A 22,295-nucleotide genomic window follows, 5' to 3' on the forward strand; every position below is an offset into this window, starting at 1 on the left:
CGATGCTGCATTGCAACAGTAAAAGGGTCAAGCATTTCCCATCGTTTGCGCTGCGCGATTCAAGCCGCCTTCAGCGCCTCGATCAGCCGGCCGAATTCTGCCTGCACCTGTTCCACACCCTGTCGTACGGCCGCGCCCTGGGCACGGGTGGCAGCGGCGGCCTGCGCCGAATGCCGCAGGGCATGGGAAATCGCGTCGACCGCCTGATTGGTGGCGCCCGCATCCAGCGCGACCGAGCGGGAAACGCGCTGAATATCCTCAACCGAAGCAAGCTGTTGCTGGGCGGAGGAGGCAGCCGCACCGATCGTCTCGACCAGACTGGCCAGGACCGTATCGACCGAGCCAACAAGCGCGAACGTCTGTTCCGCCGCCTGTTCGATCCCATCCGCGCGCGCCTGAATCTCGCGCGTGGTCTGGGCCGTCTGGGCTGCCAGCGCCTTGACTTCGTTGGCGACGACCACAAAGCCGCGCCCCGCCTCTCCGGCGCGGGCCGCCTCGATCGTGGCGTTGAGCGCCAGCAGGTTGGTCTGGCCGGTAATCTCCGCGATCAGCTTCGTCGCTTCGTTGACGCTGCCGACATGGCGACGCAGATTATCATTGGCGTGGTGGGCGGCGGCCGATTGTCCGCTGGCGCTCGCCGCCGATTCGCGGATGTCATAGGCAGTGCCGGTGAAAGCCCCGATCGATGCCGTCAGATCGTCAATGGTCGCGGCGATGGCCTGGGCCGATCCGGCGGTATCACGCGCGCGCGCCGTCACGGTATCGACATGCCGCTGCTGCTCGTCAATCGTGCGCATCGTATCGTCGGCGCTATGTTCCAGCGCGGCAGCCGTTTCGAACAGCTGCGTCACCAGCAGGGCCATGGACCGTTCCAGCGCTTCGGCTATCACGCGCCCGTTGCGCCGCAATTCTTCCTGATGTCGCCGTTCCTCCGCCGCGACCTGATCGGCGCTGGCGGCCAACGCCTGCCGGGCCGCTTCAGCCTGCACCAGCGCCTTGCTGGCCTGTTCGGCGGCGGAGCGCGCTTCACTTTCCGCATCGCGCGACAGCTGGACCTGCTCGCGCAAGGCCCGATGCGCCGCCATCAGGCGCCATGCCAGCCAGCCCGACATGGCCAGGAATGTCAGGACGATGATGGCGACGGCGGGCATGATCTGGCGCAACGCCTTCGCCCCCGACGATGATCGGCGCCATTCCACCTGCCCCAGCACCCGCCCGGTGACATCCTTGACCCGAATACCGTTTTCGGTGTCCCCGGTAGTGCCGACATTCCAGCGCAGCGGCAATTGATTGGTGCGGCTCATGTCGGCCAGCAATTTGGCGTCGATCGGTTTGGTCAGCACCAGATAGCGCACATCCCCGGACGGCAAGTGAGCGACGTCTTTCCATGGCGTGATCGCGCGGACGCCCAGGATCGCCGCCTGCCCCTGCAACCGCACGAAACGGACAACGGCCTTGCGCTCGTCCAGCGCGGCGCGATGGCTCTGCGGCAGCGCCGTCATCAGTTCATGCAGTACCGGCAAGTCCAGCGCCTGGTCCAGCGGCAGGCGGCGCGCGCGCCGGGGCAGTTCACTGCCCGCCGCCGACCAGATCGTCCGTCCACGGACGTCGAGCACGTAGGAATCGGCCACTTCCGTCGCCAGATTGCTTTCGGCCCATTCGCTGTCGAAATCGCCATAGACATGGCCTACCGCATCGTCCCAGCGCGCCGACGCCATGACAGCATCGCCCACCGCGGCCCGCTCACGCAGCAACGCGCCATTGACGACGCGATGCAGATAGGCGTCGGCATTGCGTTCGATCTGGGCGCTGAGCAGGCCAAGGAGAATGGCCGTGCCGATCAAGGCCAGCATTATGACGCCGCCAAGCGGCACCATCGTATCCCCCAGATTGTTGTTGCCCGCCAGCAATGCACGTTTGCGCATCATGTCGCGGACACGAACGAGGAGGGGATTCTTAACCATCCTCCCCGGTTAATGGGCACAGGTTGAAAATTGGTGAGCAAGTTCTTGCGCCAACCCGGTCCGCTGGGCCAAAGGATGAGCGTGACCGCCAGCATCAGCATAGGAACCGACAGCCACGGCAAGGACGTGCTGGTCGACGTGGAGGAATTGCTTGCCACCCGGCTGCTCGTCCAGGGCAATTCGGGGTCGGGCAAGTCGCATCTTCTGCGCCGCCTGCTGGAAGAAAGCGCGCCGCTGGTGCAGCAGGTGGTGATCGACCCGGAAGGGGATTTCGTCACGCTGGCCGACCGCTACGGCCATGTCGTGATTGACGCGGGCGATTATAATGAGCGCGAGATCGTCAAGATGGCGACCCGGATACGCGAACATCGCGCGTCGGTGGTGCTGAGCCTGGAAGCGCTGGAAATCGACGCGCAGATGAAATGCGCCGCATCCTTCCTCAACGCCCTGTTCGATGCGCCGCGCGACCATTGGTATCCTGCGCTGGTGGTGGTCGACGAGGCGCAGATGTTCGCGCCCGCCGCCGCTGGGGACGTATCGGACGAGGCGCGCCGGGTATCGCTGGCGGCGATGACCAATTTGATGTGCCGGGGGCGCAAGCGCGGGTTGGCTGGGGTTATCGCAACCCAGCGGCTGGCGAAACTGGCCAAGAATGTCGCGGCGGAAGCCTCCAACTTTCTGATGGGGCGCACCTTTCTGGACATCGACATGGCCCGCGCAGCCGACCTGCTGGGGATGGAGCGGCGGCAGGCGGAGCAGATCCGCGATCTGGAGCGCGGACGGTTCCTGGCGCTGGGTCCGGCGATCTGCCGCCGTCCGGTCGCGGTAAAGATCGGCGCGGTCAAGACCAGCACTCGCGGCGGCACGCACAAGCTGATGGCGCCCCCCGTCACCAGCGGCGAGGATTTTCAGGAATTGCTGTTCGCCCCCGAAGCGGCGGACGCCGTGCCGGTCGCGCCGCCCCGTGCCGACCCCCCGCCCCGCGCCGCCGAGGACATCATCCGCGCGCTGGCCGATTCGCCACAGGCCCGGCCCGCCGCGCCTGAACTGGATTTCGGCCAGAATGAGCCGGTGGTGATGACGGTGCTGGAGGAAATCGTCGCCGATCTGGGCGATGCAGCGCCCAGCATAGCGACGCTGTATCAGGATTTTGGCGTCCGCTGCCGGATGAAGGGGCTGCGTACCCCGCCGCTGGACCTGCCAGCCTTCCGCAAGCGTTTTGCCATGGCGCAGGCGGGGATGATGGACGCAGCCGACGTCCGCTGGGAACCGGCGATGCGCGCGGCAGACCCATTGCCGGACGATATGCTGGCCCCCTTCCTGCTGATCGCGCGCGCCGCGATGCAGGGCCAACCCTGCCCGGACGATGCAGCGCTGGCGCGGGCCTATGGCACCAGTTCACCGGGGCGAGTGCGCCGGTTGATCGACTATATGGAGAAATTGGGCGTCATCGTCGCGCGCACCGATTTTTCGGGCAAGCGCTCCATCGGCGTGCCGGGATTGGGCCTGTCGACGGCGGTGGCGGAGGGATGACGGCCCCAACCATGTCATCCATCCTTTTCGTGTGCCTGGGCAATATCTGCCGGTCGCCCCTGGCCGAGGCTGCGTTGCGGGCGGAGGCGGAACGGGCCGGGCTGGACATCATCGTTGATTCGGCGGGAACGGGCGACTGGCATGTCGATTGTCCGCCGGACCCGCGCGCGGTGCGGCAGGCGCAGCGCCACGGCATCGACATATCGGGCTATCGCGGGCGTCAGGTGCGCGCCGCCGATTTCCGCAGCTTCGCACATATTTTCGCGCTGGATGGCGATAATCTCAAAAATCTGCGGCGTATCCGGCCATCCGACGGAAGCGCGACGCTGGCGCTGTTGATGGATATGGTACCGGGACGGGAGGGGAGCGGCGTGACCGATCCCTATTATGGCGACGAGGCAGGCTTTGCGCAGACGTGGGACGATGTAACCCGCGCGGCGCGGGCCATCGTCGCGAAACTCCGCACCCACTAGCAATCTTTTGATTCTAGTGCCCGTCAGTCGCCTGCGACGCGATCCCGCATCGTCTGGCTGGCGCGGAAGGTCAGGACGCGGCGCGGTTCGATCGGCACTTCCACCCCGGTCTTGGGATTGCGGCCCATGCGCTGGGTCTTGTCGCGCAGGACGAAAGTGCCAAAGCTCGAAATCTTCACATTTTCGCCGCGCTCCAGCGCGTCGGACATATGGCCCAGGATCGATTCGATCAGCGCTGCCGCTTCGGCCCGCGACAGGCCGACGTGGCGGTTGACGCTTTCAGCAAGGTCTGCGCGCGTTAATGTGCCTGTGCCGGTCATCGGATTCCCCATTTCCACCCCTTGGGCCACCATAGTCGGATGGCCTTTGCGGGAATGTGCGGGATTCGCAGGGCTTTGGCAAGGTTGCGTGATTTTGCGGGATCAGACCCGCAAGACGCAGGCACCCCAGGTGAAGCCGCCGCCCATCGCTTCGAGCACGATAAGGTCGCCCGGCTTGATCCGGCCGTCGCGCACCGCGCAATCGAGCGCCAGCGGCACCGACGCAGCCGAGGTATTGGCGTGGCGATCGACGGTCACGACAACCCGGTCGGGCGAGAGTTTGAGCTTGCGCGCGGTAGCGTCCAGGATGCGGGCGTTGGCCTGATGCGGCACCAGCCAGTCGATATCGCTGTTGGACAGGCCCGCCGTCGCCATGACTTCGTTCAGCACCGAGGCGAGATTGACCACGGCGTGGCGGAACACTTCCTGCCCCTTCATCCGCAGCTTGCCCACGGTCTGCGTCGTGGACGGTCCGCCATCGACATAGAGCAGGCCGTTGTGGCGGCCATCGGCGTGCAGCTTGCTGGCCAATATGCCGCGCGTACCATCCGCGCTTTCCTCCGCGCCCAGCACGACTGCGCCAGCGCCATCGCCAAAGAGGACGCAGGTGGTGCGATCTTCCCAGTCGAGAATACGGCTGAAGGTTTCCGCACCGATCACCAGCGCGCGCCGGGCCGCGCCGGAGCAGATCATGCTGTCGGCAACGGTCATGGCGTAGAGGAAGCCGGAGCAGACGGCCGCGACGTCAAAGGCGACGCAATCATCGATGCCCAGCGCGGCCTGCACCCTGGTAGCGGAGGCGGGGAAGGTCTGGTCCGGGGTCGCGGTCGCCAGAATGATGAGGTCGATGTCCTGCGCCGCAACGCCCGCGGCATCGAGAGCGGCCTGCGCCGCGTCAGCCGCCAGCGAGGCGGTGGTTTCACCATCGCCCGCGATATAGCGATTGCGGATGCCGGTGCGCTCGACAATCCATTCGTCGCTGGTATCGACGGTCTGTGCCAGTTCCGCGTTGCTGACCGCACGCGCCGGCAGCGCCGATCCGGTCCCCAGGAGAATCGCGCGACGGATCACTTGACGGGCTGCTCCAGCTTCGACGAGGCAATAAGCGCCTGAACGGCGGCCATGTCGGCCGCGATGCGGCGGGTGATGTCTTCTTCCAGCAGGCGGGCGGCGACATGAACCGCATTCGCTATGCCCTTGGCGTCCGCGCTCCCGTGGCTTTTGACGACCACGCCATTGAGGCCCAGAAATACCGCGCCATTATGATTGTTGGGATCAAGATGATGCTTGAGCAGGTGCATCGCGGGTTTCGAGATCAGGAAGCCGATCTTCGAACGGATCGAACTGGTGAAGGCGTTGCGCAGCACGTCGGTGACGAAGCGGGCCGTGCCTTCGATCGTCTTGAGCGCGACATTGCCGGAAAAACCGTCGCACACGATGACGTCGGTATCGCCCCGGCTGATCTTGTCGCCTTCGGTAAAGCCGTCAAAACTCATCGGCAGGACGTCCGCAGCGCGCAGGATGGCCGCAGCGTCGCGGATTTCGTCCGTACCCTTAAGCTCTTCGGTACCGATGTTGAGCAGGCGCACGCGCGGCCGCTCCAGATCGAATGCGATGCGGGCATAGGCTGCCCCCATCACCGCGAACTGGACGAGATTGCGGGCGTCGCATTCGGTGTTCGCGCCCAGATCGAGCATGACGACGTCATTGTCGCCACGCGTGGGCAACAGGGCCGACAGTGCGGGCCGATCAATGCCAGGCATGGTGCGCAGCGCCAGCTTGGCCATGGCCATCAGCGCACCGGTATTGCCCGCCGACACGGCTGCACCGGCATCACCCGACTTCACGGCCGCTATGGCCATGCTCATCGAGCTGCTCTTCTTGCGAATCGCAACGCTCGGCTTGTCAGCGCCATCGACGACGGTATCGGCATGGACGACGTCGGACGCCGCGCGCAAATTGGGATGGTTGTCGAGCGCCGCCTTGATGCGGGTTTCGTCACCGAACAGGGTGAAGCGCAGCCCGTCATGGCGGTGACGGGCGAGCGCCACACCCGCCATCATCACGCGCACGCCTTCATCCCCGCCCATCGCGTCAATGGCGATTCGCGGCTGGCTGGACACCCTAGATCACCCCTTTGCGGAGATCGAAAAGTCGTTACGCCCCGACGGCGACGATTTCGCGGCCGTTATAATGGCCACAGGCGCCGCACATATTGTGGGGACGCTTGAGTTCACCGCAGTTGGAGCATTCCTGGAACGCTTCGACGCGCAGCGAATCGTGGCTACGGCGCATACCGCGCTTGGAGGGGGACGTTTTCCTTTTGGGGACAGCCATATCGGCACCTTGTTCCGTAAATCTATCAGGTTGTGCGAACGGCCAGATCCAACATGAAAGCTGACGCCACAGGCGCCGCAGACCCATGCGGCCCTGGGTGATCGCGAAGCCCTGCGCCTATAGCGCCTTTTGATCGGGGCGCAAGTCCTTCCTTGCCTGCCAAGCCGCAGCGGCTAGGGTGCAGGGCATAGAAATGAAGGGAAAATCGATGCTCCTGCCGATCACGCTGACCTTCGCCGCGGCCTGCGCGCTGCTCAATCTGTGGATAGCGACGCGATGCGCGCGGATTCGTATTTCGGGCAAAATATTGCATGGCGATGCGGGCAATACGCTGCTGGCCAGGCGGATGCGGGCGCACGCCAATTTTGTCGAATATACCCCGATCGTGCTGATCCTGTTCCTGGTGGTCGAACTGGCGGTTGGCGCTTCGCTATGGCTGTGGATCGGTGCGCTGGTCTATATCGTGGCCCGCGTGGCCCATGCGTTTGGCATGGATGCCGAAGCCCCAACCCCCTGGCGGGCTGGCGGTGCGCTGCTGACATGGCTGGTGACGGCCGGCCTGGCGATCACGGCGCTGACGATCGCCTACACCGCCACGCGCGAGATGCCGGCGCCGCCCGCGCTATCCGCCCATGTATAAAGGGTGGGGCGCCTGACTGCGGGCGCCCGTCACATCCATATCCGCGAGGATCAGCCCAGCACCGAATCGGCGACGAAGGGATTCGTGCGGCGCTCATGGGCAAAATTGCTCATCTGGCCATGGCCCGGGACGAAGGCTGTATCCCCGCCCAACGGCCAAAGCTTGCCGGTGATGGCGTCGATCAATTGCTGATGGTTGCCGCGCGGGAAATCGGTGCGACCGATCGACCCCTGAAACAGCACATCGCCGACGATGGCGAGCTTGCTGGGGGCGTGGTGGAACACGACATGGCCGGGCGTATGGCCGGGGCAATGGAGGACGTCGAGGGTCAGATCGCCCACGGTCACCTGATCGCCATCTACCAGCCAGCGGTCCGGCTCGAAACTTTCGCCCGGCACGCCCCAGCGCGCGCCATCCTGCGCCAGCTTGTCGATCCAGAAGCGGTCATCCTCATGCGGCCCCTCAATAGGTACGCCAAGGTCGCGGGCCAGCACGCCCGCCTGCCCGCAATGATCGATATGGCCATGGGTCACGAGCAGCTTTTCAATCGTCACGCCATGCTGCGCCGCTGCCTGCTTCAACACCGGCAGGTCGCCACCCGGATCGACGAACGCACCGCGCATGGTGGCGGTGCACCAGAAAAGCGTGCAGTTCTGCTGGAGCGGGGTGACCGGGATCAGCGTTGCCCTGAGCGGGCGGTCCTGCTGGGACGTAGCTTGCGGGGATGTCGTCATAGGCCCGATGTGGCGAAGCGACGCGGTCGGCGCAAGGCCTATGCCTCACCCAGCGCCGCGAACGGCTCGGCCAGGCTGATCCCGTCCAGCACCCGCGCGGTTTCATCCCGCACGCGAAGCATCACCCGGTGCAGGCGACATTCCGATTCGGGCAGGCAGTTGGTGCAGCTTTCATGGGCAAAGCGGCTGGCGCAGGGGGTGAGCGCGAGCGACCCGCGGGTCAGGCGGACAATGTCGCCATAGCTGATGTCGACCGGCGCGAGCGCAAGCCAATAGCCCCCGTCCCTGCCCCGCTGCGTCGCCACCAGCCCTTCGCGCGACAATTCCGACAGGATCACCGTGAGGAATTTGCCCGGAATATTCTGGCGCGTGGCAATCTCGTTCAGCGGCACCGGTCCCTGACGATAGCGGTCGGCCAGATGCTGGAGCGCGCGGATGGCATAACGGGTCTTTTGGGACAGCATATTTCCGTTATTCGCTCAGCCGATGCGTTTGACAAGTCAGGGCGCGGCTTTCTCCAGCGCGGCGCGCGCCTGGGCGGGGAAATCGGTGAAGACCGCGTCCACCCCGGTCGCCGCCACGGCGCGAACATAGCCCGCAAAATCGCCCCGTCCTTCCGGGTCGTCGGTCCGCTGATACTGGGCGGGCAGGAAGATATTTTCCATCCGCAAGGTCCAGATATGGACCTGTAGTCCGGCATCATGCGCCTGCCCCACCAGCGCGGTGGCGCCGCTGTCGGCCAGTACGCGATTGGTGGAAGGACCGATGCCGTCCGCATAGTCGGCGATCGCGCGCAGCCCCTCGACGCTCATCATGCCGTCATAGCTCAGGTCAGGCCGGTCTGCCGGGCCAGCGGTGCTATCGATCAACTGGATCAGCCGCAGCCGGGTGGCGGCGCGCAAGGCCTGAAGATTGCCGACCTCGAACGACTGGATAAAGACCGGGTCGGCCTCCGTCAGATAGCCATATTGTTCCAGCAGCGCGAGCATCGGCGCCTGATGCGGCAGTCCGATCCCGGCGAAATAGCTGGGATGCTTGGTTTCGGGATAGAGGCCGATGCGGCGACCCGCTTCCGCCTCCTTGGCGCGGACCAGCTTCAATATCTCCTCGAATGTCGGGATGAGATAGAGATCGTTGAAGCGGGTGTTGGCCGGGCGCAGCATGGGCAGCCGTTCGCGCGCGCGCAGGGTACGCAGTTCGGCCAGGGTAAAATCTTCGGTGAACCAGCCCGTGACCGCCGCGCCATCAATGGTCTTGGTCGTCTTGCGATCGGCAAATTCGGGGTGATCGGCAATATCGGTCGTGCCGCTGATCTCATTTTCGTGGCGGGCGACCAATATGCCGTCCTTGGTCAGCACCAGATCCGGCTCGATAAAGTCCGCGCCCTCGTCAATCGCCCGCTCATAGGCGGCGAGCGTATGTTCCGGCCGCTCGCCGCTGGCCCCGCGATGGGCGATCAACAAGGGTTCGGCCATGGCCATCTCCACCGGCAACAGGAGCAACAGGAGCGTCAGGCAGGCGCGGATCAGGCGCCGCCCGGTCATGCTATGGCACCTGCCAGGGCGTTCTCATAGGTCGTAGCCTTGAAACCGACGATGGTTTGCTTGCCCGTGTCCAGAATCGGGCGCTTGATCATCGACGGGTTGGTCATCATCAGCAGGATGGCCTTGTCCGCGTCGATATGCGCCTTGTCCCCGGCATCCAGCGCCTTGAAGGTGGTGCCGGAACGGTTGAGGATGGTTTCCCAGCCATGTTCCATCACCCATTCCTCCAGCTTGGCCTTGTCCACGCCCGACACCTTATAGTCGTGGAAGCTGTAGGAGACGCGCTCATTGTCGAGAAAATTGCGGGCCTTCTTGATCGTGTCGCAATTTTTGATGCCGTACATCGTGATCATGGCGGCTTACCCTTTGAATGCGGTGACTTCGATTTCGATTTTCATGTTCGGCTTGATCAGTCCGGCGACGACGCAACTGGCGGCGGGGCGGATGGTGCCGAATATAGGAGCGGTCGCCTGCCCCAGTTCGTCCCAATAGGCAGGGTCGGTGATGTAATAAGTGACGCGCACCACGTCCGAAAAGGCAAAGCCCGCCTCCTCCAGCGCCGCGCCGATGACCTTGAGCGCGTTGGCGGCCTGTTCGGCCACGCTGTCGGGCATGGTCTTGGTTTCCGGATCGGTGCCGGTGGTGCCGGCGACGAAGCACCAGTCACCCTGGACGACGGCACGGGAATAGCCGACCTGCGCCTCAAAGGGCGAGCCGGACGAAATAAGCTGGCGGGACATGATGGATTCCTGCTGCAGTGCGAAAGGATCGCGCCCGCCCTTGCCCCCTTGGCCTGATGCTGTCCAGTGGATTCAGCGAGGGCGACGCGGAACGGCGTGCCGTGCGGACCGTTGGGACGGGATTGAACCAGCTACAGGAGAGCGTCCATGGCCGATCCGATCCCCGATAATGACATTGATGAGAATAGCGAACAGAATGAGGCCGGCACGCAGGCGCAGGATGTAGCGGAGTCCGCGCGGACGCGGACGACTGACCTGAGCGAGGAGAGCGAGCATGGCGGACATGGCAATCCGGCCCAGATCATCCCCGACGACGTACCGGACCTTGTCGACACGATGAACGCCATGAACCGATCCGGCCAGATCGACATGGACGCCTATGCCGGCGAACCGGCAATGGATGATGAGGACGGGGCGGAAAGCAGCGAGGACTGATCGGGTCGATCAGGCCGCCTCACTGCTCCCGTCGAGCGCAAAATTGATCATGCCGCGCGCCATGTGACCCAGTGCCTGCGCCATTGCGTCGCCGATCGCGGGATCCATATCCTGCTGACCTGCAATCGCGCATGTCATCGCCAGCGCCCAGTCGTCGGCAAGCGCGGGCGTGATGGGGAAAGCGCGATGCAGCGACATGACGCACTGACCGCGCGCGAACCAGTCGCGCGGCCCGCCCAGCCAGCCCGACAGGAAGCGCGTCAGGCCCAAACGCACCGGCCCCAGATCGGCGGCGTGAACCGCGCGCAGGTCAGCGTAGAGGCTGTCCTGTTCGATCAGGTCATAGAAGCGGTTGACGATCGCCGCGACGACCGGTTCGCCGCCGATGCGGACATAGGGGCTGGGCGGCGCGGCGGCGTTCATCGACTGGCTCCGTTTCGGATGATGGAATGGCCAGCATGACGCATTGGAACCGCGCGTCATTGATCCGCGTCAAACTCGATCCTCACCGAATTGGCGAGAGGTTGGACTGGCTTTAACGCCCCCTTTGTCAATGGCCGCCTATCGTCGCAGCATGGCGAGACAGAGATATGGACGCGCGCAACGGCGCAACGCGGGCTTCAGCGGCCCTGCGCTGATCTACACATTATGTCTGGGCCTGTTGCTTGGCTGGTACGGGCCGATCTGGATGGATCGCGGTGTCTGGCCGCCATTGGAGAGCCCCCGGCAAAGCATGGCCGCCGATGCGCTGTCCGCGCAATTCGGCTTTTGCCATAGCGGGGGCGGTGTGAATTGCGTCGTCGATGGCGACACATTCTAGTTTGGCGGCGAGAAATATCGGATCGCCGATATCGACACGCCCGAAACCCACGGGCCGCGCTGCGCCGCCGAGGGCGCTTTGGGCGCGCGGGCGACGGAGCGGTTGCAGGCCCTGATGAATGCGGGGGCGTTCTCGCTGGAGAGCGGGGACCGGGATACGGACCGCTATGGTCGATCGCTGAGGGTCGTGACACGCGGCGGCGAATCGATCGGCGGGATGCTCGTCGCCGAAGGGCTGGCACGCGAATGGGACGGTGCGCGACACGGATGGTGCTGAACGGGGCGAACGCGCAGCGCCCGCCCCTTCGTCCCGCTTAGCGGCAGTTCAGGCTACCCCGGTCGATTTCACGGCCGAGCAGCGCACCTGCGCCGCCGCCGATCAATATGCCCGCGACATTGGATTGGCCGCGATCGATCTGGCTGCCGAGCAGGCCGCCCAACGCCGCGCCGACGATCAGGCCAGTGGTGCCGTCCGACCGGCGGCAATAATAGCGGTCATCATAGCCACGATAGATGCGGGTGCGGCGATCGACGCGGATCGGCGCATAGCCGGCGCGATAATAGCGGTCGGGCCGGTAGCTGCGGCCATAACGCGGATCGGGACGGTTCCAGTCATAGCGGTACACGACGCGACCGGGCCGACGATAGGCAACACGGCGGTCGTCCCGACGGTCCCGGCGCCAGTCACGGCGATCATCGCGCCGGTCAGCGCGTCGGTCCTGGCGATCATCCCGACGGTCGGCCCTGCGGTCCTGGCGATCCTCGCGCCGTTCGCGATTATCGCGGCCCGGCTGGGCGAAAGCGGGCGTTGCGGCCAGGCCGGTCAGCGTCATCGCGCCGAGTGACAGGGCAGCAATAGCCTGTCTGAAAGTGAACGTCATGGCAGAGTCCTTTGCATGGGCATATTCGTGAATGTCAGAACCCATGACGATAGAGCTTGTTGCATGAACGACACAAAACCACCCGTTCATCGTGAAGCAGGATGAGGCGGGGAGCAGGGCACCGATGGTGCAATCGGAAGAATGACGGGATCGTGCAGCGGCGATCCGATAATCGCTGCCTCAGCCCTGATCCTGATAGGCCATCTGGAGTATGCCCCAGTGTCGGCCCTTTACATGGATCGACGCGATCACCTGTTTGAGCAGGATGACATCGCCCGCCGCGGTCAGGCGGCGATACGCCTTGATGCAGAAGGGCTGCGTCGTGCGGCATTGTTCGCGCGTATCGGCGAAATCGAAGATCAGGCCCTGCCGCGAATATTCCGCATTCCATACATCCTCGCCCGGCCGCTGCGGATGGGCGCGTTCGGGCATGGCAATCGCGCCAAAGGCATTGCGGTCGGTGAAGGTCATGCCGAACAGGCCAGTGAAGGCGCGCGCCTTTTCCTGCTGCGCGCGCGCGGCGGGCAACATCACATCCTGTACGGGATGGCTATATTGTTGCGGATTGGTGCCGGGAATAGGGGTTGGCAGATCGCCGAACAACGCGGCTTCGCTGATCCGCCCGCTGTCGATCGCCTGCTCCATCGCGCGACTGACGATCTCGGCCGATTCCAGGCTGAAACTGATATAGGGCGAATCGGGAATCGCGACCCCGCTTTCGGCCAGATATTGCAGCAGCATGTTGGTATCGTCGCTGGCGGTCGATACGCGGCCCGACAGGCGTTGCAACCCGCCCGCATTGTCCGCCGATGTGCTGGCCAGCGCGGCCAGACCAGTGCGGATTTCCCCCGCCGATCCCACGATCGACGCGATCCGTTCGGCCACGCCCTCGGTATTGCTCGACAGGTCAACCATGAGCGAGCCAAGCCGCTCCACCAGCGCCTCTATGTTGCGCGTGTCCGATTGCGCGGTGCGCGCGGTCTGCGCGCCGCGGTTGATGCTGTCGAGCATCCCGCCCGCCTCGCTGGTCAACGCCGCGATCGATTGTTCGATCGTGTGCGTGGCCGCGCCGGTTTCCTGCGCCAGTTTCTTCACTTCGGCGGCGACGACGGCAAAGCCGCGCCCGGCATCGCCCGCGCGTGCCGCCTCTATCGTGGCGTTGAGCGCCAGCAAATTGGTCTGCCGGGCGATGCCGCTGATCACATTGGTGACATGGGCGACGGTCTTGAGCGCTTCGCCAAAGCCGTCCAGCCGCTCATGAATACAGCTGACCTGATCGATCAGATCGACAAAGACATGGTTGGCGGCGGAGAGTTGCCGCCCGGAATCGTCGATGATGGAACGGGCCGCCACCGCCTTGGCACGGGCGTCCTGCCCGGCATTGGCCACGCTTTCGCCATCGTGCGACAATTGCGTCGCTGCGCCGCTGATCGCCTCGATCGTGCGCGCCTGCTGCGTTACGCGGTCGGCCAGTTCGCTGATGTCGGCCTGTAGATCGAGCGTGCGTATGCCCAGGTCGCCCGACAATTTGGCCACCTTCATAACCGCTCTTGCAACGGTTTCGGATTTCGCTTCGCTACCCACGGATCGAGGGCTAGCTCAACATGGTAAAGGAAAGATTAGCGATGCGTCAGAGCGATCCGGCCAGCGCCAGCACCACGCCGGACACCACCAGCAGCAGCCCGATGGCCTCGCTCCGCTGCATCTGTTCCCTCAGGTAAAAATGCGCAAAACCCATGGTGAAGGCGACCTCGATCTGCCCGACGATCCGCACCAACGCGACCGGCGCCGTTGCAAAGGCGGTGAACCAGCAGGCCGATCCAAGGGCCGAGAGCATCCCGACCTGTCCCGATACCCGCCAGGTGGCGAACACGCGCCGCATTTCGCCTGATTCGCGCGCCAACAGCCAGCCGCCCTGCATCAGGGTCTGAAGCGCGACCGTCACGGCCAGCACGATCAGCGCCGCCAGGATCGCGTCGCCCGTGTCCACCTGCTGCGTTGCGCGGCGGATGCCGATCGCGGTCAGGGCGAAGAAAAATCCCGACGCTATGCCGCACAGGGCGGCGGGCTGGCCCAGCGCGCGGACGAAATCCATCGCCCCCATGCGCCTGCCCCCGGTCGACAGCAGCATCACGCCCACCACGCCGCAGCCGATCCCGCCCCAGGCCAGCGGCGAGAGACGCTCGCCCATCAGCAGGAAGGACAGTAGCGCGCCCTGGACCGCCTCGGTCTTGGAATAAGCGGTGCCGACGACGAAATTGCGGTATCCAAATGCCAGGATCAGCAGGTTGGTCGCAACGATCTGCGCCAGCCCGCCGCCGATGCAGAAAAGCAGGAACAACGGCCCGAGTGCAGGCAGAGGCGCTGGATTGGCCAGCCAATATCCGCCCAGCAACAGCATCGCGAACGGCAGTCCGTAAAGGTAGCGCACCAGCCCCGCCGCATTGAGCGACAGGCTATGACTGACGCGCCGCTGGACGGCGGTGCGCCATGCCTGCATCCCGCCCGCCATCAGCGTCGCGGGCAACCAGATCGGGGACGTGATCATCGCGCTGCTATGGCCGCCGGACGCCCGGCGTCATCCCATCATCACCAGCATGGTGAAGAACAGCGCCAGCGCTACGCAGGCGAACATATAGAGCAGGGGCAGCCGCCACATCGCACCAAAGCGCGACAGGCTGTAGGCGTCCTTCATCTGCCGATACATATGCCAGGCGGCGTAGAGCAGCAGCGCCGTCGTCACCAAACCGGCGGTGACATGCAGCGCCGACAACAGCATCGACAATGAAAAGAGGAGGGACATGAAGGCGATCGAATAGGTGACGTAGATCGCATGGTCATACATTTTGAAGCGGCGGTTGAACGGGAAGAGCAGCCACACGAACGGCATGGAAAACAGGATCAGCGCCCAGGAGAATTTATAGGCATTGGCCTTGAGCTTGTAATAGGCCAGTTCCGGGTCTTTCGCCGCCGCGCTGACGACCTCTCCCACCGTGGCCGCGACTCCGCCATTCATGCCCTCGCCACGCAGGGTTTGCGTCATGTTGGCGGCGAGCGTCATGCCCTGTCGCTCCTCGCGCGCCTCGCGCAAATCCTCGTTCAGCTTCTCGCGCCGCTTCGGCGTCAGGCCCGGCTCTTTCAACCGTGTTTCGATCTTCGCAATCCGCGCGTCGGCCCTGGCCTCTTCGGCGCGCAGTTCCGCGATGGCACCATCGTCCATCTGCACCATCTTGCCCGCGCTGGCGCCATGGCCGCTGGTGAGCGAGAAGATGGCGTACATCAGGAAGGCGCTGAACAGGAACAGGGCGAAGGGCGACACGAACTTCGCGCGCTCGCCATGGATATAGCGCCGCGTCAGCTTACCCGGACGCAGCGCCAGTTCGGGCAATGTCCGGAATATCTTGCCTTCAAAATGCAGCACGCCATGGGCCAGATCATGACCGATCGCGCCGAAGCTGCGATGGAGATGCGCCGCCTGCCCGCATTGCGCGCAATAGGCGCCGGTCAGTTCCGCACCACAATTGAGGCATTTGCCATGGCCATCATGATCGGATTCGCCATGCCCCGGCTCGACCGCGCGCGCGATCATGCCTCCGGTGATGGCGTCCCCCGCCGCGTCGATTTCCCCCGTCATGGGGGACAGGATAACAGCGGTGTATGGCGCTTGCCAGACAGTTGTTTGCGTTTAGCTGGGCTGGACGCCTGGCGGTACATGGTGTGCCAGGTTCCGCCCCATCGTCCAGTTCCCCTCCAGCCGCACCAGCGGATTGGGCGCGCACCAGATTTCGCCGCTGTCGGACAGGCCGGTGACCCAGATCAGATTATGTTCCTGCCCATAATCGATGACGGCAAAGGCATAGCCCTTCCCCTTGCCCTCCACATGGACGGGCAAGGGTGGGTCGAGTTGCTTGAAGGACATGGGACTGGCTCCGGCATGAAGGTGCGGAGACAATGCCGTGTAGCGGCCGGGGTTCCGGCCCCTTGATCCAGGTTGGTGCGATTAGCTGATCCCCCCACGCACGGCATGGGGGGGCGGCTTGCATCAGGCGTTTTCGAGCAACCCTTCGCGCTTGATCTTTTCCTGCCAGACCAGCGGGGCGAGATGGTGGACATTCTGGCCTTCGCTATCGACCGCAACGGTCACGGGCATGTCCTGCACATCGAATTCGTAGATCGCTTCCATGCCCAGATCCTCAAAGCCCACGACCTTGGCCCCCTTGATCGCGCGAGCGACCAGATAGGCGGCACCACCGACCGCCATCAGATAGGCGCTCTTATGCTTGGCGATGGCTTTGGTCGCCGCCACGCCGCGCTCGGCCTTGCCGACGCAGCCCAGCAGGCCTTGCTCCAGCATCATGTCCATGAAGCTGTCCATGCGGGTGGCGGTGGTGGGACCGGCAGGGCCGACCACTTCGTCGCCGACCGGATCGACCGGGCCGACATAATAGATGACGCGGCCCTTGAAATCGACCGGCAGGCTCTCGCCGCGGCTCAGCATGTCCTTGATCCGCTTGTGCGCAGCGTCGCGCCCGGTCAGCATCTTGCCGTTCAGCAGCAGCCGGTCGCCATGCTTCCAGCCCTGGACGATGTCCGGCGTCAGCGTGTTGAGATCGACGCGGATCGCCTCCTTGCTCGGCGTCCAGTTGACGTCGGGCCATTCGGACAGCTTGGGCGCTTCCAGATAGGCCGGGCCGGAGCCGTCCAGCGTGAAATGGGCGTGGCGGGTGGCGGCGCAATTGGGGATCATCGCCACGGGCTTGCCCGCCGCATGGCAGGGATAGTCGTAAATCTTGACGTCCAGTATGGTGGACAGGCCACCCAGACCCTGCGCGCCGATGCCCAGCGCATTGACCTTGTCGAAAATCTCGACCCGCATCTTCTCGATCTCGGTCTGCGGTCCGCGCGCCTTGAGCTCGCCCATGTCGATCGCGTCCATCAGGCTTTCCTTGGCCAGCGCGACCGCCTTTTCCGCGGTGCCGCCAATGCCGATGCCCAGCATGCCGGGCGGGCACCAGCCAGCACCCATTTGCGGCACCATCTCCAGCACCCAGTCGACGATCGAATCGCTGGGGTTCATCATCTTGAACTTGGTCTTGTTTTCGCTGCCGCCGCCCTTGGCCGCGACGTCGATCACCACCTTGTTGCCGGGCACCATTTCGACCGACAGGACGCAGGGCGTATTATCCTTGGTATTCTGGCGGCTGAACGCGGGATCGCGCAGGATTGAGGCGCGCAGGCGGTTTTCGGGGTTGAGATAGGCGCGGCGCACCCCTTCGTCGATCACCTCCTGCATTGACCGGCTATTTTCGTCCAGGCGGCATTCCATGCCCCATTTGACGAACACGTTGACGATGCCGGTGTCCTGGCAGATCGGGCGATGCCCCTCCGCACACATGCGGCTGTTGGTCAGGATCTGGGCGATGGCGTCCTTGGCCGCCGGGCTTTGTTCGGCCTCATAGGCTTTGCCCAGCGCACGGATATAATCCATCGGGTGATAATAGCTGATGAACTGAAGCGCGTCGGCGACGCTCTCGATCAGGTCGGCGGTCTTGATGAGCGTCATCTTACCCAAATCCCTTATGTCTGCGGCCCGGCCCTGCACGGCGGGTTCCTGCTCGGGCAGCGGCTAATCAGGAATCGCCCGCCTGTCCAGAGAGGGGAGGCCTAGCCGTTCGCAAAGGGGAACATCGGCCACCATGGTTCCTTCTCCATCAGCACCCGCGCGAAGCTGGGCCGGGCGACAAGCCGGGCGAGATAGGCCGCAAGGCGAGGATGATCGCGGCCGATCGGCGCGATCCTGTCGGCATAGAAAAGCGCGGGGGCCGCCGCGCAATCGGCCAGGGTGAAATTGTCCCCCACCGCCCATCCCTGCGCGCCGATGCGCGTTTCCAGCAAGACATAGGCTTTTGCGATCAGGGCGCGCGCTTGCTCCACGCCATAAGGGTCGCGCGAGTCGGCCGGGCGCAGCCGGTCGGCGACGATCGCCTGCATCGGCGTCATCACATAATTGTCAAACAGCCGGTCCATCATCCGCACCTGTAGCGCAGCGTCGGGGTTGAGCGGTATCGGCCGGAAGGTGCCCGGCTCATGCGTCGCCAGATATTCGATGATGATGCTGGCTTCGGCGACGGTCATGTCCCGGGTCGAATCGCGCAATAGGGGAAATTTGCCGATCGGCCACAGCGCCAGCCATTCCTGCGCCACACCCTCGCCTTCCAGCATGCGCGGCGTGAAGGGCGTGCCATTTTCGTAAAAGGCGATCAGCACTTTCCAGCAATAGGAAGAGAGTGGGTGATAATAGAGAATCATCGGTCGGCCTCTGCGTAGGGGGAACGGGGCAGTCAGTCGGAGGCGACACCATAGCCCCTTTTGCGTGCGCCCACGCATTTGCGTGGCAAGCCAAAATTATTTTTTATTCCGCTTTTCTCTCTTGTCTTTCGGGGGAACGAGGAAAGTCCACGCGTCGCTGCGTCGCAACGGGTAGAAACAGCGATGAACGGAATCGGAACAGCGACGAATTGAGTCCCTAAACCGTCATTTACCCTCTTGCGCGCAAAACAGGCTATGGCACTATCTGTGGTATCGGGTAAACGGGGGTCACCCAACAGATAGTGATTGCGTCGCTGGACCGGTTTTCAGCGCAAGGGGGATTTTGTCCCTGCAATCCCGTCAGTTGGTCCCATTTCGACCCCGTTGCGATACGGTATCTGCTAGGGTGTTGGCACCTGCCGAACACCGCTTGACCGAATCGAACGGAACGGGAACATTCGGGGGCGTACATGGATTTTCGTGATAGTGGACAGGGTGGTACAAACGACGTGGCGACTGTGATGGATGATGTGATGGACCGGGTGAGCGAACAGCCTGTCGCGCCGACCAAGGCCGAACCTTTGTCCTCTTCCTCGGTGCAGGAACGACGCTTCGACGTCGTGACCGATCCGTCGCGCGACGCGCTGCTGACCGAGTTTGGCAAGGACACGCTGAACGACCGCTATCTGCTGCCCGGCGAAAGCTATCAGGATCTGTTCGCCCGCGTGGCGGCGGCCTATGCCGATGATCAGGCGCACGCCCAGCGCGTCTATGACTATATCTCCCGTCTCTGGTTCATGCCCGCCACCCCGGTCCTGTCCAACGGCGGCACCGGACGCGGCCTGCCGATCAGCTGCTATCTCAACAGCGTGGACGACAGCCTGGAAGGCATCGTCAACACCTGGAACGAGAATGTCTGGCTGGCATCGCGCGGGGGCGGCATCGGCACCTATTGGGGCAGCGTGCGCGGCATTGGCGAGCCGGTTGGCCTCAACGGCAAGACCAGCGGCATCATCCCCTTTGTCCGCGTCATGGATTCGCTGACGCTGGCGATCAGCCAGGGCAGCCTGCGTCGCGGTTCCGCCGCCTGCTATCTTGACGTGTCGCACCCGGAAATCGAGGAGTTCCTTGAAATTCGCAAGCCCAGCGGCGACTTCAACCGCAAGGCGCTGAACCTGCATCATGGCGTGCTGCTGACCGACGAATTCATGGAAGCGGTGCGCGACGGCAGCGATTTCAACCTGCGCAGCCCCAAGGACCAGTCGATCCGTGGCACCGTCAACGCCCGCGCCCTGTTCCAGAAGCTGGTCGAAACCCGCTTGGCCACCGGCGAGCCCTATATCGTGTTCAACGACACGGTGAACCGCATGATGCCCAAACATCATCGCGATCTGGGCCTTAAAGTCTCGACATCGAACCTCTGTTCCGAAATCACTCTGCCGACGGGTCGCGACCATCTCGGCAATGACCGCACCGCCGTGTGCTGCCTTTCCTCGATGAACCTGGAAACCTGGGACGAGTGGAAGGATGAGAAGCTGTTTGCCGAGGATATCATGCGTTTCCTCGACAATGTGCTGCAGGACTATATCGACCGCGCGCCGCCGGAAATGGCGCGCGCCAAATATAGCGCGATGCGCGAACGATCGGTCGGGCTTGGCGTCATGGGCTTTCACAGCTTCCTGCAGGCGCGCGGTATCCCGTTCGAAGGGGCCATGGCCAAGTCGTGGAACCTGCGCATGTTCAAGCATATCAAGAGCCAGGTGGACGAAGCCTCGATGCAGTTGGCGATCGAGCGCGGCCCCTGCCCCGATGCTGCCGATCAGGGCGTGATGGAGCGTTTCTCCTGCAAGATGGCGATCGCGCCGACCGCGTCCATCTCCATCATCTGCGGCGGCACGTCGGCCTGCATCGAACCGATCCCGGCGAACATTTATACCCACAAGACGCTGTCGGGCAGCTTCTCGATCAAGAATCCGTACCTCGAAAAGCTGCTGGTCGAAAAGGCCAAGGATTCGACCAATGTCTGGAACTCGATCCTGGAGCATGGCGGCTCGGTCCAGCATCTCGACTTCCTGAGTCAGGAAGAAAAGGACACGTTCAAAACCAGCTTCGAAATCGACCAGCGCTGGCTGCTCGAACTGGCCGCCGACCGCACGCCCTATATCGACCAGGCGCAATCGCTCAATCTGTTCATCCCCGCTGACGTGGAGAAATGGGATCTGCTGATGCTCCACTTCCGCGCGTGGGAACTGGGCATCAAGTCGCTTTACTATCTGCGGTCCAAGAGCGTGCAGCGCGCGGGTTTCGCGGGCGGCGTGGAAGCCGACAACACGATCGACGCACCCAAGTTCGAACTGGCCGGCGGCAGCACCGATTATGACGAGTGCTTGGCCTGCCAGTGACATATTGTGATCGGCCGGTTGATGCGCCCAGGCGCGTTCCGGTCGATCATGCTGTTTTTTAGTTTGCGGTCATTGCCGCAGGAGTAACCCCCATGTCCCTTCTCCAAGCCTCCAAAGTCTACAAGCCGTTCGAATATCCATGGGCCTATGAGTTCTGGAAGCGGCAGCAGCAGCTGCACTGGCTGCCCGAAGAAGTGCCTTTGGGCGAGGATTGCCGTGATTGGGCGCAGAAGCTGTCCGATCATGAGCGCAACCTTTTGACGCAGATTTTCCGCTTCTTCACCCAGGCGGACGTGGAAGTGCAGGATTGCTACCACGAAAAATATGGCCGCGTGTTCAAGCCGACCGAGATCAAGATGATGCTGACCGCGTTCAGCAACATGGAAACCGTCCATATCGCCGCCTACTCGCATCTGCTCGACACGATCGGGATGCCCGAAAGCGAATATTCGGCCTTCCTCCAATATAAGGAGATGAAGGACAAGCACGACTATCTGCAACAGTTCGGCGTCGACACGGACGAGGATATTGCCCGCACGCTGGCCATGTTCGGCGGCTTTACCGAAGGGTTGCAGCTCTTCGCCAGCTTCGCGATGCTGATGAACTTCCCGCGTTTCAACAAGATGAAGGGCATGGGGCAGATCGTCACCTGGTCGATCCGCGACGAAACGCTGCATTGCGAGGGCATCATCAAGCTGTTCCACGCCTTCTGCGCCGAACGCCAGTGCCTGACCCCTTCGGTCAAGGACGACATCATGGACATGTGCCAGAAAACCGTCCGTATCGAGGATGCGTTTGTCGATCTGGTGTTCGAAATGGGTCCGGTGCCGGGCATGACGCCCAAGGACATCAAGAAATATGTCCGCTATATCGCCGACTGGCGGCTGGGCCAGCTGGGCCTGAAACCCATCTACATGATCGACGAGCATCCGCTCCCCTGGCTGACCCCGATGCTCAATGGCGTCGAACATGCCAACTTCTTTGAAACCCGCGCGACCGAATATTCAAAGGGCGCGACGCGCGGCCAGTGGAACGAGGTCTGGGACGCGTTCGACCGCCGCAAGACCCGCGCAACGCCCGCCAATGCGGACGAAGCAACCGATCCCGACATGTTCAAGGCGGCGGGCATCGCGGCGGAGTGATTGCCAAATTCGTAAAGGGCAT

The 22,295-nt window shown here is 63.6% G+C and carries 26 protein-coding genes; 8 read left to right on the top strand and 18 right to left on the bottom strand.

Going from position 1 to position 22,295, the window contains the following annotated elements; genetic code table 11:
• Positions 1-59: 59 nt before the first annotated feature.
• Positions 60-1,928 (bottom strand): methyl-accepting chemotaxis protein, encoded by a 1,869-nt coding sequence (locus tag IWY39_RS08170; protein WP_107124470.1) that lies wholly within the window; start codon positions 1,926-1,928, stop codon positions 60-62.
• A 117-nt stretch (positions 1,929-2,045) separates the two neighbouring features.
• Here IWY39_RS08170 and IWY39_RS08175 point away from each other — a divergent pair, with 117 nt between their 5' ends.
• Together IWY39_RS08175 and IWY39_RS08180 are read left to right on the top strand one after the other, a co-directional pair.
• Positions 2,046-3,497, top strand: coding sequence for an ATP-binding protein (locus IWY39_RS08175; protein WP_107124469.1), 1,452 nt, complete (start codon positions 2,046-2,048; stop codon positions 3,495-3,497).
• Positions 3,498-3,508: 11 nt separating this feature from the next.
• Positions 3,509-3,970 (top strand): low molecular weight protein-tyrosine-phosphatase, encoded by a 462-nt coding sequence (locus tag IWY39_RS08180; protein WP_107124468.1) that lies wholly within the window; start codon positions 3,509-3,511, stop codon positions 3,968-3,970.
• A 23-nt stretch (positions 3,971-3,993) separates the two neighbouring features.
• Here the strand turns inward: IWY39_RS08180 and ihfA are convergent, their stop codons facing one another.
• The 4 genes from ihfA to rpmF form a co-directional block, all read right to left on the bottom strand.
• The gene (gene ihfA / locus IWY39_RS08185; protein WP_026149922.1) at positions 3,994-4,290 is read right to left on the bottom strand and encodes an integration host factor subunit alpha; all 297 of its coding nucleotides are present in this window, start codon (positions 4,288-4,290) and stop codon (positions 3,994-3,996) included.
• A 102-nt stretch (positions 4,291-4,392) separates the two neighbouring features.
• Positions 4,393-5,361, bottom strand: a complete 969-nt coding sequence (locus tag IWY39_RS08190; protein ID WP_107124385.1) for a beta-ketoacyl-ACP synthase III — start codon at positions 5,359-5,361, stop codon at positions 4,393-4,395.
• Positions 5,358-6,380 (bottom strand): phosphate acyltransferase PlsX, encoded by a 1,023-nt coding sequence (plsX, locus tag IWY39_RS08195; protein ID WP_017181972.1) that lies wholly within the window; start codon positions 6,378-6,380, stop codon positions 5,358-5,360. Before plsX ends, IWY39_RS08190 begins: the two co-directional genes overlap by 4 nt.
• Positions 6,381-6,447: 67 nt before the next feature.
• Complete coding sequence (gene rpmF, locus IWY39_RS08200) at positions 6,448-6,627, bottom strand: 50S ribosomal protein L32 (protein ID WP_026002194.1); 180 nt, start codon at positions 6,625-6,627, stop codon at positions 6,448-6,450.
• Between the two features lie 208 nt (positions 6,628-6,835).
• Here rpmF and IWY39_RS08205 point away from each other — a divergent pair, with 208 nt between their 5' ends.
• Entirely contained in the window at positions 6,836-7,267 is a 432-nt protein-coding gene (locus IWY39_RS08205) for an MAPEG family protein (protein WP_026002195.1), read from the top strand.
• 50 nt (positions 7,268-7,317) lie between these two features.
• Here IWY39_RS08205 and IWY39_RS08210 read toward each other — a convergent pair whose 3' ends face one another.
• The 5 genes from IWY39_RS08210 to IWY39_RS08230 are packed head-to-tail and all read right to left on the bottom strand — an operon-like array spanning position 7,318 to position 10,285.
• The gene (locus tag IWY39_RS08210) at positions 7,318-8,001 is read right to left on the bottom strand and encodes an MBL fold metallo-hydrolase (RefSeq protein WP_017181975.1); all 684 of its coding nucleotides are present in this window, start codon (positions 7,999-8,001) and stop codon (positions 7,318-7,320) included.
• A 38-nt stretch (positions 8,002-8,039) separates the two neighbouring features.
• Positions 8,040-8,465, bottom strand: coding sequence for an RrF2 family transcriptional regulator (locus IWY39_RS08215; protein WP_019054237.1), 426 nt, complete (start codon positions 8,463-8,465; stop codon positions 8,040-8,042).
• A gap of 36 nt (positions 8,466-8,501) precedes the next feature.
• Positions 8,502-9,545, bottom strand: a complete 1,044-nt coding sequence (locus IWY39_RS08220) for a glycerophosphodiester phosphodiesterase (RefSeq protein ID WP_107124384.1) — start codon at positions 9,543-9,545, stop codon at positions 8,502-8,504.
• Positions 9,542-9,898, bottom strand: coding sequence for an ArsC family reductase (locus tag IWY39_RS08225; RefSeq protein ID WP_017181978.1), 357 nt, complete (start codon positions 9,896-9,898; stop codon positions 9,542-9,544). The genes IWY39_RS08220 and IWY39_RS08225 overlap by 4 nt, the downstream gene beginning before the upstream one ends.
• 6 nt (positions 9,899-9,904) lie before the next feature.
• Positions 9,905-10,285: a RidA family protein gene (locus tag IWY39_RS08230; RefSeq protein WP_017181979.1), complete on the bottom strand. Its 381-nt coding sequence runs from the start codon at positions 10,283-10,285 to the stop codon at positions 9,905-9,907.
• 147 nt (positions 10,286-10,432) lie between these two features.
• Between IWY39_RS08230 and IWY39_RS08235 the strand changes: the two genes are divergently transcribed.
• Positions 10,433-10,720: a hypothetical protein gene (locus IWY39_RS08235; RefSeq protein WP_019054235.1), complete on the top strand. Its 288-nt coding sequence runs from the start codon at positions 10,433-10,435 to the stop codon at positions 10,718-10,720.
• Between the two features lie 9 nt (positions 10,721-10,729).
• On the opposite strand, the gene IWY39_RS08240 is transcribed toward IWY39_RS08235, so the two are convergent.
• Positions 10,730-11,143 (bottom strand): globin domain-containing protein, encoded by a 414-nt coding sequence (locus IWY39_RS08240; protein WP_019054234.1) that lies wholly within the window; start codon positions 11,141-11,143, stop codon positions 10,730-10,732.
• Positions 11,144-11,294: 151 nt separating this feature from the next.
• On the opposite strand from IWY39_RS08240, the gene IWY39_RS24565 reads away from it, so the two are divergent.
• The gene (locus IWY39_RS24565) at positions 11,295-11,540 is read left to right on the top strand and encodes a hypothetical protein (protein ID WP_409994362.1); all 246 of its coding nucleotides are present in this window, start codon (positions 11,295-11,297) and stop codon (positions 11,538-11,540) included.
• Between the two features lie 30 nt (positions 11,541-11,570).
• Positions 11,571-11,816, top strand: a complete 246-nt coding sequence (locus tag IWY39_RS24570; protein ID WP_409994364.1) for a thermonuclease family protein — start codon at positions 11,571-11,573, stop codon at positions 11,814-11,816.
• A gap of 37 nt (positions 11,817-11,853) precedes the next feature.
• Here the strand turns inward: IWY39_RS24570 and IWY39_RS08250 are convergent, their stop codons facing one another.
• The 7 genes from IWY39_RS08250 to IWY39_RS08280 form a co-directional block, all read right to left on the bottom strand.
• On the bottom strand, positions 11,854-12,420 hold the full coding sequence (locus IWY39_RS08250) for a glycine zipper 2TM domain-containing protein (protein ID WP_026149921.1): 567 nt from the start codon (positions 12,418-12,420) through the stop codon (positions 11,854-11,856).
• 180 nt (positions 12,421-12,600) lie between these two features.
• Positions 12,601-13,962, bottom strand: coding sequence for a methyl-accepting chemotaxis protein (locus IWY39_RS08255; RefSeq protein ID WP_107124382.1), 1,362 nt, complete (start codon positions 13,960-13,962; stop codon positions 12,601-12,603).
• Between the two features lie 88 nt (positions 13,963-14,050).
• A complete protein-coding gene (locus tag IWY39_RS08260; RefSeq protein WP_107124381.1) occupies positions 14,051-14,968 on the bottom strand; it encodes an EamA family transporter in 918 nt (305 codons plus the stop codon).
• A gap of 30 nt (positions 14,969-14,998) precedes the next feature.
• Complete coding sequence (locus IWY39_RS08265) at positions 14,999-16,054, bottom strand: DUF3667 domain-containing protein (protein ID WP_107124380.1); 1,056 nt, start codon at positions 16,052-16,054, stop codon at positions 14,999-15,001.
• A gap of 51 nt (positions 16,055-16,105) precedes the next feature.
• Positions 16,106-16,339, bottom strand: coding sequence for a hypothetical protein (locus IWY39_RS08270; protein WP_107124379.1), 234 nt, complete (start codon positions 16,337-16,339; stop codon positions 16,106-16,108).
• Between the two features lie 123 nt (positions 16,340-16,462).
• Positions 16,463-17,983 carry a fumarate hydratase gene (locus IWY39_RS08275; RefSeq protein ID WP_107124378.1) on the bottom strand — a complete coding sequence of 507 codons (1,521 nt, stop codon included), beginning with the start codon at positions 17,981-17,983 and terminating at the stop codon, positions 16,463-16,465.
• A gap of 101 nt (positions 17,984-18,084) precedes the next feature.
• On the bottom strand, positions 18,085-18,729 hold the full coding sequence (locus IWY39_RS08280; protein ID WP_107124377.1) for a glutathione S-transferase family protein: 645 nt from the start codon (positions 18,727-18,729) through the stop codon (positions 18,085-18,087).
• Positions 18,730-19,199: 470 nt separating this feature from the next.
• On the opposite strand from IWY39_RS08280, the gene IWY39_RS08285 reads away from it, so the two are divergent.
• Positions 19,200-21,131: a ribonucleoside-diphosphate reductase subunit alpha gene (locus IWY39_RS08285; protein ID WP_037514163.1), complete on the top strand. Its 1,932-nt coding sequence runs from the start codon at positions 19,200-19,202 to the stop codon at positions 21,129-21,131.
• 92 nt (positions 21,132-21,223) lie between these two features.
• Positions 21,224-22,273 carry a ribonucleotide-diphosphate reductase subunit beta gene (locus IWY39_RS08290; protein ID WP_017181992.1) on the top strand — a complete coding sequence of 350 codons (1,050 nt, stop codon included), beginning with the start codon at positions 21,224-21,226 and terminating at the stop codon, positions 22,271-22,273.
• Positions 22,274-22,295 lie beyond the last annotated feature (22 nt).

The sequence above is a fragment of the Sphingobium sp. JAI105 genome, from assembly GCF_015752145.1.
GTDB lineage: Bacteria > Pseudomonadota > Alphaproteobacteria > Sphingomonadales > Sphingomonadaceae > Sphingobium > Sphingobium xenophagum.

Excerpts from the sequence above, each read along its gene's own strand:
- IWY39_RS08250 (WP_026149921.1), bottom strand. The coding sequence starts at position 12,420 with ATGACGTTCACTTTCAGACAGGCTATTGCTGCCCTGTCACTCGGCGCG.
- IWY39_RS08270 (WP_107124379.1), bottom strand. The coding sequence starts at position 16,339 with ATGTCCTTCAAGCAACTCGACCCACCCTTGCCCGTCCATGTGGAGGGC.
- rpmF (WP_026002194.1), bottom strand. The coding sequence starts at position 6,627 with ATGGCTGTCCCCAAAAGGAAAACGTCCCCCTCCAAGCGCGGTATGCGC.
- IWY39_RS08180 (WP_107124468.1), top strand. The coding sequence starts at position 3,509 with ATGTCATCCATCCTTTTCGTGTGCCTGGGCAATATCTGCCGGTCGCCC.
- IWY39_RS08290 (WP_017181992.1), top strand. The coding sequence starts at position 21,224 with ATGTCCCTTCTCCAAGCCTCCAAAGTCTACAAGCCGTTCGAATATCCA.
- IWY39_RS08170 (WP_107124470.1), bottom strand. The coding sequence starts at position 1,928 with ATGATGCGCAAACGTGCATTGCTGGCGGGCAACAACAATCTGGGGGAT.
- IWY39_RS08280 (WP_107124377.1), bottom strand. The coding sequence starts at position 18,729 with ATGATTCTCTATTATCACCCACTCTCTTCCTATTGCTGGAAAGTGCTG.
- IWY39_RS08225 (WP_017181978.1), bottom strand. The coding sequence starts at position 9,898 with ATGATCACGATGTACGGCATCAAAAATTGCGACACGATCAAGAAGGCC.
- IWY39_RS08285 (WP_037514163.1), top strand. The coding sequence starts at position 19,200 with ATGGATTTTCGTGATAGTGGACAGGGTGGTACAAACGACGTGGCGACT.
- plsX (WP_017181972.1), bottom strand. The coding sequence starts at position 6,380 with ATGGGCGGGGATGAAGGCGTGCGCGTGATGATGGCGGGTGTGGCGCTC.
- IWY39_RS24565 (WP_409994362.1), top strand. The coding sequence starts at position 11,295 with ATGGCGAGACAGAGATATGGACGCGCGCAACGGCGCAACGCGGGCTTC.
- IWY39_RS08215 (WP_019054237.1), bottom strand. The coding sequence starts at position 8,465 with ATGCTGTCCCAAAAGACCCGTTATGCCATCCGCGCGCTCCAGCATCTG.
- IWY39_RS08220 (WP_107124384.1), bottom strand. The coding sequence starts at position 9,545 with ATGACCGGGCGGCGCCTGATCCGCGCCTGCCTGACGCTCCTGTTGCTC.
- IWY39_RS08260 (WP_107124381.1), bottom strand. The coding sequence starts at position 14,968 with ATGATCACGTCCCCGATCTGGTTGCCCGCGACGCTGATGGCGGGCGGG.
- IWY39_RS08255 (WP_107124382.1), bottom strand. The coding sequence starts at position 13,962 with ATGAAGGTGGCCAAATTGTCGGGCGACCTGGGCATACGCACGCTCGAT.
- IWY39_RS08210 (WP_017181975.1), bottom strand. The coding sequence starts at position 8,001 with ATGACGACATCCCCGCAAGCTACGTCCCAGCAGGACCGCCCGCTCAGG.
- ihfA (WP_026149922.1), bottom strand. The coding sequence starts at position 4,290 with ATGACCGGCACAGGCACATTAACGCGCGCAGACCTTGCTGAAAGCGTC.
- IWY39_RS08265 (WP_107124380.1), bottom strand. The coding sequence starts at position 16,054 with ATGACGGGGGAAATCGACGCGGCGGGGGACGCCATCACCGGAGGCATG.
- IWY39_RS08240 (WP_019054234.1), bottom strand. The coding sequence starts at position 11,143 with ATGAACGCCGCCGCGCCGCCCAGCCCCTATGTCCGCATCGGCGGCGAA.
- IWY39_RS08235 (WP_019054235.1), top strand. The coding sequence starts at position 10,433 with ATGGCCGATCCGATCCCCGATAATGACATTGATGAGAATAGCGAACAG.
- IWY39_RS08205 (WP_026002195.1), top strand. The coding sequence starts at position 6,836 with ATGCTCCTGCCGATCACGCTGACCTTCGCCGCGGCCTGCGCGCTGCTC.
- IWY39_RS08230 (WP_017181979.1), bottom strand. The coding sequence starts at position 10,285 with ATGTCCCGCCAGCTTATTTCGTCCGGCTCGCCCTTTGAGGCGCAGGTC.
- IWY39_RS08275 (WP_107124378.1), bottom strand. The coding sequence starts at position 17,983 with ATGACGCTCATCAAGACCGCCGACCTGATCGAGAGCGTCGCCGACGCG.